Source organism: Spirosoma lacussanchae (genome assembly GCF_005870035.1).
Classification (GTDB): Bacteria; Bacteroidota; Bacteroidia; order Cytophagales; family Spirosomataceae; genus Spirosoma; species Spirosoma lacussanchae.
Genome location: NZ_SWJG01000002.1, coordinates 1 through 12,024 on the forward strand (window position 1 = coordinate 1; position 12,024 = coordinate 12,024).

Below are 12,024 nucleotides of genomic sequence, written 5' to 3' on the forward strand. Positions count from 1 at the left end.
CCTCATTGGCCGCGTGTACGTCCGCTACCCAAAGTCGCCCCTGCGCATCAACCACCCACTGCCGCTTGCGCCCATTAACGGCCTTGTGGCCATCCATGCCGCGTGCCACGCTGCCCATTGGGGCTAGCTTAACCGATTGTGAATCAATGCAAAGTAGCGAAGGTGACGCTTCCTGGCCAGCTCGGATTCGGTCGGCTTGATTCAAGGCAGCATTAAGTTTCTCAATGGTTCCATCCAGCTTCCAGCGGTGGAAGTAGTAGCAGATGGTCTGCCAGGGCAGGTGCTCGAATGGCAGATTGCGCCATTGACAGCCCGTGCGGAGTTGCCAGAGCAGAGCGTTGACGATAGGGCGAAGATCATGTTTTCGTTTGCGCTGAAGCGGTAAAAAAGGCGAACCGGGTCGCCGGAGCGATTGCATCCCACTGAGCGTCGGTCAGTGGCTTCTACTGTTTGGTCATTGCTTTGCATCCTGGTCGATACAAAAATGGCCCGACGCTCAGCCTTTAACAATTCCCAAACAACTTCTAAAGAGCAGTTGGTAGAACACTATTTTGTCAAAAGGGATCAATACTAATCCTTTCTTTTTTACAGTCCGTAAAAACGGACTGTCGGTTCTACCTGGCATTTTTTTCAAAACGGCACTGGGTACTGAAAAAATTGTGCTTTTATGCAGTCATTCAGGGGGTTAAGACACCGAATTCATAGCCAGAAAACCGCCACTTATCACCAGGTAAACAACATAACTAGCGTGTTTCAAGAGATTGGAATAAGACCGTCTGGTGTAGTAACAGGCTTACTGTCCTATACTTACTTTTATTTTGAAAGAGCAAAAACAAATTGTCAGTAGAAAGCAAAACCACCTTTCTGTACAGTCGAAGGTTCAGCACTGAGGTCTCCTTAAAAGAACTCCTCCTAAACCACAGGAGCAAACGTACAATGAACTTCTCGGCAAACTAATTTGGACTTTTCAGCAAAACCTTGCCCCGGAGCGTACGCTAACTTTGCTTCATAAACAATTACAACTATGGCAAAGACAGTTTTGATTACAGGGCTTCGGCAGGAATTGGCAAAGCAACGGCTATTTTACTCGCCCAGAACGGGTACAACGTCTACGGGGCGGCACGCAGAACCGAGAAAATGCACGATCTCAGCAGTTACGGCATCAAGCCAATTGCATTGGACGTAACTGCTGAGGAAAGCATCGTTAACTGTGTGCAACAAATTACCAAAGAGGCCGGAACAATTGATATTCTGGTCAATAACGCCGGCTTCGGTTCGAGTGGGGCGGTAGAAGATCTATCCATTGAGGATGCCCGTTATCAGTTAGATGTTAATTTGTTTGGGGCCATGCGGTTGACTCAATTGGTTTTACCAGCAATGCGGGCTAATAAATGGGGCAAAATTGTAAATATTTCGTCCATAGGCGGCAAAGTTGCCTTTCCGCTGGCCGGTTGGTATCATGCCAGTAAGTTTGCCTTGGAGGCATTAAGTGACAGCTTATGCATGGAAGTAAACCAGTTCGGAATTGACGTCATTGTTATTGAACCGGGTGGAATCAAGTCCGAGTGGGCTGACATTTCCAATGAAAAAATGACCGCTGTCTCAGGACATACAGCCTACAAAGACATGGTGGCCTCCACACAGAAAGCCACCACGAACCTGGCTCTCCCGGAACCAATCGTTATTGCAAAATTGATCAAAGAAGGCATTGAAGCGAAACGACCTAGAACGCGATATGTCGGCGGCTATGGCGCAAAACCAATCCTTTTTCTGCGGAAAATTTTGCCAGATACCTTGTTTCAAAAGGTAATCTTGAGTCAAACAAAAGGCTAATTCCCGACGGCTATGCAACAGCAACCCCAGCAACATATCGTCTTGTACGCCTGTACAAAAGATGAATTCGGCCATGACCCTTTTGTATCCGAGCATTGGCTGGTACTGATTGTTTCGGGGAGCTCAGAATTGTTTTCGCAGCAGGGCATTGTTTCACATCCCGCAGGGACACTGGGCTTGATCCGGAAAAATCAGTTGGTAAAAGCGGTGAAGAAGGTGGGCGATACCCACACGTTTTCTTCCATCAGCATTTGTTTGGATCAAAAAACGCTACAGAAATTCAGCGCAGATTATGGCGTTGTGTCAGACAGTCCGTACGTTGGCGAATTGAATGTGATCATGGACGTAGATCCAGTTATGAAAAGCTACTTCGATTCGCTAATGCCCTACTTTGCGCAGCCCGAAAAACTGACTCCGGCCCTTGCGCACATAAAAACAATGGAGGCCATCGAGTTATTATTACGTAAGGCTTCGCTGAAAAATTTTTTATTCGATTTCAGCGAACCGCATAAGCTGTACCTAGAAGCGTATATGAATCGGCATTTTTCATACAACGTACCCCTGGCCCAATTTGCGAAACTGACTGGCCGGAGTCTTTCGGCGTTCAAACGCGACTTCGCGGTCATCTTTCGATCAACCCCTGAGCGATGGCTGCAAAAAAAGAAGCTGGAAATGGCTTACTTTCTCATTGCCCAGAAAAAGAGAAAGCCATCCGACGTTTATTTAGAAACCGGCTTTGAAAACCTGTCTCATTTTTCCATCGCATTTAAGAAACAGTATGGTGTAAATCCCTCCGTATTATTACGCAACAACAGCTCGCCGTCTTCCATCGAATGCCCTCAAGACTGACTAACTAGCCAACGCATGTAAAATTTCCCAATACTCTTTTGCTCAGAACGCGTCACGTTTGTTCGCCACTACAATGACGACAAATCGCTATTGAGAAGGTCATTTGCAACGAGCTGGTTATAAACTATCTGCTGCCTTGTGCCTTGCTGCTTGTCGCCACTTCAGAAGGCGTTTTTCCGAAGGTCTTTTTAAAAACAAAGGAGAAATGAGACAAGTCTTCGAAACCGACTTCCAGATAGACGGTGCTTGGTTTCTGATGTTGGCTGCTGAGCTGGAAATAAGCCTCGTCCAATCGTTTCTTCAGCAGCCAGCTTCCGGGTGTCATGCCAAAGGTTCTTTTGAAATCCCGTTTGAACAATGAAACGCTTCGTCCGGTCAGAAAGGCAAATCGCTCCAGACTGATATCGAACCGAAAATTTTGCTGCATGTACTCTTCTAAATCAATTTTGTGGGGGACGCTAAAATTGAAAAAGATCGACGCCAATTCGGGTTGTGACCTTAACAGAATCAGCAAAAGTTCTTCCCGTTTAATATCGGCAAACGTTTGGTCCAGCTCTGAATCGCTGGAGTAATACGGCTCCAGCGATTGAATATACTGCTTAATGAATGGATTCGGGTTGACAAACAGGAAGGAATCGCCGTAGGTTGAGGGGCCTGACGGGTAAGCATGTCGTTCGATAAAGCGTTTCAAGAATGGCTCGTCCAACGTAATGATGATCTTAATAAACTGATCATCATCCTTGAACTTGGTATAGCGAATCAAATGATTTTTTCGGGCAATAAAGCAATCGCCTGATTGCATACCATACTGTTTTTTGCCGTCATACGCTTTCATCGATCCCTTCAGCAGGAACATAAAATAATGGTCTGAAATAAACTGCTCTGGTGAAAGTTCAGGTCCTAAATGACAGGAATGGATTTGATAGGTAGTCATTTTTTGAAGTCTGACAATAGCCCATAAAGTTACGCTGGAATCTCACTATCCAGGCTGGCCAAAATAGCCTCTTCTTTGCTTCGTGGGTACCTGTCTAACATGTCTTTCGCTTTTTGATTAGACATGTTTATGTAATAGGTTGAATCAATAGGCTTCAACTCAGCTATCATCCCGGCTTTTTGGGTACGTTCTTTTTTGATAAGCTGGGCCACGTCATAAAAACTAACCACACTATCTGAGGTAGCCAGAAAGCGCTGGCCTTTGGCTTCGGGTAGTACCATTGCTTTGATATGAATATCGGCTACATCACGTACGTCAACCACGCCAAAGGTAAATTGGGGGCTTTCGGTAACCGTACCGTCAACGAGTGCTTTAATCACGCCCTCATACGAAGCCGGAAAAATCCCGCCAATAATGGGACCAAAAATGCCTACCGGATTGATCACCGTCAGTTCTAACCCCTCTCCCTGATCCCGAATAAAATTCCAGGCCGCTTTTTCTGCTATCGTTTTGGACCTGATGTAGGCTTGAACCTGGGCGTTTTCGTCAGTCCAGTCGTTCTCCGTAAATGTATGCCCGCTGGGATCGATACTGTAGCCAATCGCAGCAAACGAAGAGGTCATCACCACCCGTTTGACGTCCGCTTTCCGGGCCGCTTTCAAGACCCTCAGCGAACCATCACGAGCCGGTATGATGAGTTCGTTCTCGTCTTCAGGCGGCACTAATGGAAAGGGAGAGGCTACGTGCAACACATAGGTGCATCCCCGGGCCGCATCCTCCCAACCCTCATCGGCGGTCAGGTCGGCTTCCACATAAGACAATTGGTCCAGATCGACGATGCCGGATTCATTCAGAGCCTGAACGATAGCCTCTTTTTTAGCCAACGAACGGACGGTCGTTTTGACAGTGTAGCCTTTTTGGAGCAGTCTCAAAATTGTGTGAACCCCCACGAATCCGGTGCCCCCGGTTACCAATACGGTTTGATTAGTCATTGTCTCCTGTTTTAAATACAGGGGCAAAATTGGGAGGTAAAGCAGCGGGGAGGTTTGTTGTGAAGGTCACATTTTGTTTGTTGTGAAGGTCAATAGATCGTTCAAACAATCATTTAACAGAGTAGGTGTGTTTGTTATTCGTTATTTTCTGTAGCTATTCGACGCCTGAAGTATGTTCGTGTGACGAAAAACTGTATCGATCTATTAGTATACTAACTGTTTTGTTTGATAAGCAGGCGCATTAATTCCTATTTATCTCACGTTGGGGAGTGATTTGTAAGACAAACCAACTAAAGCCTACCACGGATGATGGTATTGCCGGCAAAAGCATTCCGTTCAGGCATGAATTGGTTATGACCAGCATCTGAGTGGGTAGAGGGTAGGGCTATTCGCTCACCTCGCCACCCTCACTACCCACTAGCTCCCTGGTCGGCTTTACCCGCTTGTTCCGATTTCGTCTGGTCAGTCAGCAGTCGAATCCGAATCAGCGTGCCACGACCAGGTGTCGTTTCGATATCCATACCGGCCTTGAGCAACTGGCTCAGTCGCTTCACCACAAACAAGCCGATCCCCTCACTATGGGCTTGACGCGTTGTCGTTGTTCCTTGGCCCGCCTGCGTGGCCGGGACACGTTCCGAGGCATAATCAGCCAGGCTTTCTGATTGATGAACGCGGGTCGGCTCCGGGTGTGGCTTTAGCTGCTCGGCCAGCAGCGCCACCGGCCCCTCACGTAAACCGGAACCCGTATCCTGCACACTGACGAGCCAGCGCGTATCGTTTTCCGCAGCCCATGACACATTGATCCAGCCATTGGTCGAGTAGTTCAGGGCGTTGATCAGCAAGTTTTGAACCATATGTTGCACTTTGGCGGGGTCACTTTTCACCAGCAGCTGATCAGGACCATTTGCCCTAAGCACTATATGGCGCTCATTGGCCAAACCCTGGGCTCCTTTTACCAGGTCCCGTACCAACTGGGCAGCATCAAAGGCTTTGATGGTCAACGGGTCCTGGTCAGCCTCCAGACGAGCATAATTAGTCAGTTGTTCCAGCAGCGATACCGCCTTACCCACGTTACGGCTCAACATATCCAGAAATTGCTGGCGTTCCCCCTCCTTGAGGGGCATCTTGAGCAAACTGGCTGCTCCGGAGACCAAGCCGAAGTTGCCCCGTAGATCATGAGTCATTTCGCGGAGGTGTTCACTGCGTCGGTGGGTTAGCTGCTGGAGGTGGTCCAGCGCCAGTTGCAGGCTTTGGGCCTGCTCAGCGGCACTAGTTTGGCGTAAGCTGTCGTAGTAGATAATACTGCCGGCGTTGACTTCGGTAGCCAGACGAACCAGGTGCTGATTGACGAGGGCAATCACCGAAGCGGGTGTGTCGGGATAAAGCTGCAGATACTGATAGATTTCCTCCGTCAGGGTGAGGTAAAAGTGATTCAACTCCTGGAGCAGCTCCTGAAAGGAATAGCCGCGTTGCCAGCGGTGTAGCCCATGCTGACCCGCCAGCTCTACGGGGTCGGTTTTGACCTCTTGTTCCAGCAGTCGCTGAGCCAGAATGTCAAGTAGAACCGGCATCTGATCATTGAATTCTTCGCGTGAAAAGCTCGTGCGGGTGAGTAAGTCGATATCGACCGAACACCGGGTCCGCCATGTGGTAAGAATAGCTTCGCGCCGGGCGTAGAGATAGTCGGTCAATTGCCGCATGGGTGGGGGAGAAGATTTTTTAGCCATCGGATTGGTTCGCTTACGGAGTAAATACCCGTTTGAAAAGTTGGCCGGCCTATTTTTCACCTTTTTTATGGCCATCCTGAGTAGGAAGAGGTACGCGTAGGGGTTGGTGTGTGCTGGCAACGCCCCGCTACGTCCTACTACCCCGATGGGGTCTTGCCCAGTAGGGCGGTGAGCAGGTTTGTCAGCTCGTCCACATCCACTGGCTTCACCAGATGCCCATCAAAGCCCGCTTCCCGGGTTCGCTGCCGATCTTCCTGCTGGCCGTAGCCCGTCAAGGCAATCACGGCCAAACCCTGGCCCCAGGCTTGCTCACGGATCAGCCGACACGTGGCATACCCATCCAGCTCCGGCATCCCAATATCCAGCAGAATAGCCGCTGGCTGTAAGCGTTCGGCGGCTTCCAGACCCGCCTGACCGCTGGTTCGGCTATAGGCTTCATACCCTTTCAGCTTGAGCAGCATGGTCATCATCAGCGCTGCATCCGCGTTATCATCAATGACCAGAATACGGCTCGCTGCGGCTGAGTCTGTCGTCTGGGGAGCCGGCATTGGGCTGGACTCTGCAGCGGTGGTGAGCGTTGGTAAATGAACCGTGAAAGTGCTGCCTTTGCCCAGCCCTTCACTGTAAACGTCCACCCGTCCCCCATGCATCTCGACTAATTGCTTCACCAATGTCAGGCCCAGGCCTAAGCCGCCTTTTGAGCGAGCCACCGAGTTGTCCACCTGCACAAACAGCTCAAAGATGGCCGATTGCTGATCCTTCGCTAAACCGATGCCATTATCCCGCACCTGAAGAATGGCTTCCTGGTGTTGGTGAATGAGACTCACCCATACCTGGCCATCCTCACCGGTATAGCGCAGGCCATTGGTCAGCAGATTAGCCACCACCTGGATCAGCCGGGTGGCATCTCCTTCCAGGTCAACCGGTGTGCTGGGCAAGTGGATATGAAGAACCTTTCCTTGCAGCTCAAACTCAGCGGCTATACTCTGCCGAGCCTGGCGAACCAACTCGACTAGATTGACCCGACTCTTTTTCAGCTCGATCTTACCCCGGCTGATGCGACTCACATCCAGCAGGTCGTCCACCATGCGCACCAGATGAGCCGTCTGACGATTCATCATGGCCACCGTCGAATGGGTAGTCTCATCCCCGGCGGTGGTCAAGGTCAGGATGTTCAGACCGGATCGGATGGTGGCCATGGGATTACGCAGTTCGTGGGCCAGCATGGCCAGAAATTCGTCTTTTCGGCGATCCGCTAAGCGAAGCGCATCGTCGGCCCGTCGTCGCTCATCCACATCGAACATGACCCCACTCATACGAACTGGCTGACTATCCCGCTCTTCGGTGATGCGCCCGTAGCCGCTCATCCAGCGTTGGGAACCGTCTTCCAGCACGGCACAGAACTCCGTATCATAAACGCCCCGCTCGGCAATGACCGTTCGTGGGGATGAACATGGCGCATGAAGTCATCCGGGCTTACGGGATTAGGACCGGGTGTCATGCCAAATAGCTTAAAGTGCTGCTCGTTCCAATACACCTGGTTAGTTTCCAGGTTCCACTCCCAGGTGGCCAGTTCGGTGGCTTCAATGACCAGCCGAAGCCGTTTTTCGGATTCTTGCATGGCCTCTTCAACTCTTGCTCGTTCCAGGGCAGCCCAGGTACGTTCGGTTACCTCCTCGATCAGTTGAATCTCGTTGGGGGTCCAGCGCCGGGGAACGGCCGAAACCGCCACAATCGCCCAGTATGGGTTGTTCTCGCCTTTGCGCAAAGTAGCGGCTACGAGTGCCCGCAGGCCGAGGGTGCCGATGTTTCGCTTATCGGTATCGGATAGGCCTTCCGTCTGGGAAAAGTCGTCAATCACCAGCGTACGCTCGAAGGAGATGCGCAGGGCTTGGGGAAAGTCGGACAGGCAAATGGTATCAGGCATGGGCGGCACCCGGGTGTTCCCCACCTGGTGAGTGATGTCGGCCCGATCCTGGGCCGGCTGATAGACACCGATGTAACAGCGATCCAGCTCTAACTGCTCGGCCAGCAGTTGAAGAGCCCGGTTGGCGAGGGCATCCGGGTTGGGCTGTATCCGCAAACTATCCGAAAACCGGAGCAGGAACGTTTGCTGGCGCTCGCGGGCCTTGCGCTCGGTGATGTCTTCATAGACGGCAACGACTTGGCGGCTGCCTTCACCACCGATGCGCGAAAAGTGTGCGCTGATCCAGCGCTGCAGACTCTCGACCGGGTATTCGGTGCGCACCCGCTCGCCGGTGCGGGCAACCCCGCAGATGGTTTCAATCCAATACGGTTCAACGGTAGGCAGAAACTCACGGACGGTTTTGCCCACCGGCCATTCAAATCCGAAGATGGTCTTCACCACCGGATTGTTTTCGAGATAGCGGTAATCGACCGCCTTGCCCTCCTCGTCGAAGATGGCTTCGAGCGTGCTGACGCCCTCGTCAATCGACTGGAAAACCGTGCGGAATTTTTCTTCGCTTTCACGCAGGGCGGCTTCGGCCTTGGCTCGTTCCACGGCTGCCCAGGTGCGTTCGGCCGTTTCCTGTAAGAGCCCAACTTCGTGGTCCTGCCAATGGCGTGGCGTTGTTTGGTGAACAGAGAGATCGGCCACTAGCTTCCCGTTTTTAACCAGCGGTACGGCAACAACGGCTAGCACATCGATCGAGTAAAACGCTTTTTGTGCATCCTCATCGACCTCTGTACGGACATCATCAATGACCAGGCTCTCCCCTTTTTTGAGTAGTTCGCCGGCAGGACCAAATGCCGTAAAGGGAAAACGCCCCGTTACGGGTTGAACGGATTTACGGGTATACGTATCGGTTGCGTCAAACCAGTCTTCATCCAGGTTCACCTCCGCATAGATGGCCCGGTCAACCCCTAAGTGCTCCCCGAGGATGCGCATGGCCGCCCGTTGAATGGCTATCGGATCAGCCATAGAACGAAGGACATCATTCAGGTCTAAAAGATAGGCCTGCTGTTGTTCCCGGCGTTTGCGCTCGGTGATATCCTGAAAAACAGCCGCGATGAAGGGGCTGCCTGCGCCACCGACTGGCGAATAATGGGCCGTGAGCCAGCGCTGTGTGTCTACGTTGTAGCCTTCCGTCCGTTGGGCAACGCCCGTTTGATACACGCGCTGGAGGGCCCCGAACCAGTTGGGCTCAATATGGGGAAACACCTCGCTCGCTCGTTTGCCGTTTATGTCAGCAAAACCCGTGTGCCGCTCGAAGGCCTGATTTGCTTCGTGGTAAATCAGATCGTCGACCTCCCCGTGTTGGTCGAAGAGCAGTTCCTGCACACAGAACCCTTCGTCAATGGTCTCGAACAGGATGCGGTATTTATCGGTAGCCTTTCTGGCTATTTCTTCCTTCAGCCGAAGCACTTCCCCCTCGGCTCGTTTCTGGCGGCTAATGTCGCGCGTTGTCATGGCCACGCCATCATCGGTCTTCACCAGGGCCAGGTAGAACCAGCCATCAAACTGCTCGTGGTTGTAGTACTGTTCATGCTCATAAGCCACTCCGGTTTGGGCCACCTCGACCATGTGGTCAAAAATGCCCGCCTGAACCACGCCAGGGTTCAATTCCAACAGACTTTTGCCGATGACCTCCCCATTTTGGGCAACGGCTTTCTGGTTGTTCATAACCCAGACAAAATCCAGGATCTGGCCAGCCTCACCCCGTACCGCTTTGAAGACCTGAATAATATCCAGGGAGCTATCAATCACCGATTGCAAGAATGCCCGGCTCTGCTGAAGCTGCTGCTCGGCTGTTTTGCGGCTGGTAATGTTGGCGGTGGTGGTGGCTACGCCATCATTGAGCTTGACCACCGATTGATGGAACCAGCCATTGAACTGCTCGTGAACGTAATGCTTTTCGTAGTGCTGGGGCTCACCCGTGTCCACTACTTGTTTGAAAATCTCAAAAATGCCTTCTTCTACCACGCCGGGTTGGCGTTGCAAGAGACTTTTACCCACTACATCGCCGTAGACTTTTTCGGCCGCATGGTTGTTGAGTAGCCAGGTAAAATCAATAATGTGGCCCTGCTCATTACGAATGGCCTGGAAGACCTGAATCATGTCCATAGACGCATCCAGTGTCGCTCTGAGCAGTTTTTGAATCTCTGGTAGTTCGTCGGCCCACTGGTCACCGGCTGAGTAAGAAGAAGCCTTTGGGGGCATGTTGTTCATACACTAAGAAGACGGGTGCTTCTTATTAACCAATAAATGGAGGGCCTACACCATATGTTAAACGTTTTTGTTTGCTTAATTAGCTATCGGTCTCATTAAGTAGCCTGCTATCATCTGTTCTCTCGAAACACCCGTTTTGTGAGCAGAGCCATGAACGCTCACTTGCCTCAGGTAGGCGAAAGCGCCTACCGATGAAGTTACCCTAAGCTTTTGCCTGAGGACATGAACTCAGACGCTTCTTTTTAGCCCAACTTCAATGTCCGGCTTTCGATGGAGTAATTCAGCGATGAAGTCCATCTTGTCAGTAGGTGAAATGAGTACACTATCGAATCGATTATAAACTATTTCCAGGCGATCCAGCGAAAGGGCGGGGGAGCTGATGGGGTTTCGGGTTTCGATGATTTTTTTGATAGACGTAATGGGTAGCTTCTGGTGAAAGAAAAAACCGGCTTGAATATGGAGGGTGTTTTTGTCGAGTTTATAGCGTGTGGTGCTAAACAAGTGTAGGATCAGTAGGAAAATCACTAGCACAATGGCTACTCCTGGGTAAATCCCTTTGTAGATCATCAGGCTACCCAATCCAACGAATAAACCGGACAAGGGAATCGCGAGCTCAAGTCCTATTTTCGATTTATAGGTTTTCATGGTTTCGGTCTTTTTATCGATCTGCTTACTCCTCAAGAGTTAAGATAGGAAAAAACAACTATCGCGCGTAGCTAAGAGTGAAACAGGATTAGTTATTCGTCTCAGGAAGGAGCCTTTTTTGAAAATTGATACCCATGGCTTCAGATCAGGGAGAAGATCATCTTTCAGCTGAAGTCTTGCCCAACCCAAAAATTTTATTCACTAATCACTCGAATGCTTGGATGCTCGGCAAGTATGGCCATTACCGTGTCAAAATACGTTTTGCCAGTGCCCTTCTCCAGCGCTTCCAACTTTTCTTTAAATAGCTTTTTGTTGTAGGGCGAGCCAGGCTGCAGCTTCTCCAAATAGTAAGCACGGGTAGTATGATACCCCAAAGCATTCCGGCTGTGGTCCATATGGTACCAGACAAGCTCAACCGACTCGGCTCCTTGTAGGGCACCGTAGCCCCCATACAGTAAATCATCAAACGCGTCGAGGCTCTGACCGATCTGCCAGCTTTCGACTCCCACAAAGACTCGGTTGATCTCCTCGTAAAAGGAGGCAATGTCGTTAATGGCATTTCCTTCAATTTCAATCTGTTTAACCATCGTTTATCGAGCTCCCAAAAAAGCTGGACAGGTAGTTTAACTTAAGCCGTCAAGGGTTTGACTACAAATGTCCTATTATGACCAAATATCCCCGTCGTGTTCACGACGCTGCCTTCAAGACCAAGGCCGTCCTGGAAGCTCTCGAAGGAGCCAAAACCCAACCTGTCCAAGCCGCAGCAAGGCCACTTCATCTATCCTGATCTGCTAAGAGGACTGGCCATTGAATGGCCCAATCAGGTCTGATCAACCGCACAGGCGGCCCGGCGAC

At 50.9% G+C, this 12,024-nt stretch carries 10 protein-coding genes; 2 read left to right on the top strand and 8 right to left on the bottom strand.

Annotated elements, in window-relative coordinates:
• The coding region (locus FBR45_RS10495) for a transposase (protein WP_138502073.1) at positions 1–418 on the bottom strand (418 nt) is incomplete at its 3' end.
• A 662-nt stretch (positions 419–1,080) separates the two neighbouring features.
• Between FBR45_RS10495 and FBR45_RS10500 the strand changes: the two genes are divergently transcribed.
• Complete coding sequence (locus FBR45_RS10500; protein ID WP_246082226.1) at positions 1,081–1,833, top strand: oxidoreductase; 753 nt, start codon at positions 1,081–1,083, stop codon at positions 1,831–1,833.
• Between the two features lie 12 nt (positions 1,834–1,845).
• Positions 1,846–2,682 carry a helix-turn-helix domain-containing protein gene (locus tag FBR45_RS10505; protein ID WP_138502077.1) on the top strand — a complete coding sequence of 279 codons (837 nt, stop codon included), beginning with the start codon at positions 1,846–1,848 and terminating at the stop codon, positions 2,680–2,682.
• Positions 2,683–2,806: 124 nt separating this feature from the next.
• Here FBR45_RS10505 and FBR45_RS10510 read toward each other — a convergent pair whose 3' ends face one another.
• From FBR45_RS10510 to FBR45_RS10540, 7 genes are all read right to left on the bottom strand, one after another.
• The gene (locus FBR45_RS10510) at positions 2,807–3,616 is read right to left on the bottom strand and encodes a helix-turn-helix transcriptional regulator (protein WP_138502079.1); all 810 of its coding nucleotides are present in this window, start codon (positions 3,614–3,616) and stop codon (positions 2,807–2,809) included.
• Between the two features lie 29 nt (positions 3,617–3,645).
• Positions 3,646–4,608 (bottom strand): SDR family oxidoreductase, encoded by a 963-nt coding sequence (locus FBR45_RS10515; protein WP_138503052.1) that lies wholly within the window; start codon positions 4,606–4,608, stop codon positions 3,646–3,648.
• 410 nt (positions 4,609–5,018) lie between these two features.
• Entirely contained in the window at positions 5,019–6,335 is a 1,317-nt protein-coding gene (locus FBR45_RS10520) for a sensor histidine kinase (protein WP_138502081.1), read from the bottom strand.
• A gap of 137 nt (positions 6,336–6,472) precedes the next feature.
• Positions 6,473–7,729, bottom strand: coding sequence for a hybrid sensor histidine kinase/response regulator (locus FBR45_RS10525; RefSeq protein ID WP_138502083.1), 1,257 nt, complete (start codon positions 7,727–7,729; stop codon positions 6,473–6,475).
• On the bottom strand, positions 7,699–10,524 hold the full coding sequence (locus tag FBR45_RS10530; protein ID WP_138502085.1) for a GAF domain-containing protein: 2,826 nt from the start codon (positions 10,522–10,524) through the stop codon (positions 7,699–7,701). Before FBR45_RS10530 ends, FBR45_RS10525 begins: the two co-directional genes overlap by 31 nt.
• Positions 10,525–10,752: 228 nt before the next feature.
• Positions 10,753–11,169 (bottom strand): PH domain-containing protein, encoded by a 417-nt coding sequence (locus FBR45_RS10535; RefSeq protein WP_138502087.1) that lies wholly within the window; start codon positions 11,167–11,169, stop codon positions 10,753–10,755.
• A gap of 194 nt (positions 11,170–11,363) precedes the next feature.
• Positions 11,364–11,756 (bottom strand): barstar family protein, encoded by a 393-nt coding sequence (locus FBR45_RS10540; RefSeq protein WP_138502089.1) that lies wholly within the window; start codon positions 11,754–11,756, stop codon positions 11,364–11,366.
• Positions 11,757–12,024: the final 268 nt, after the last annotated feature.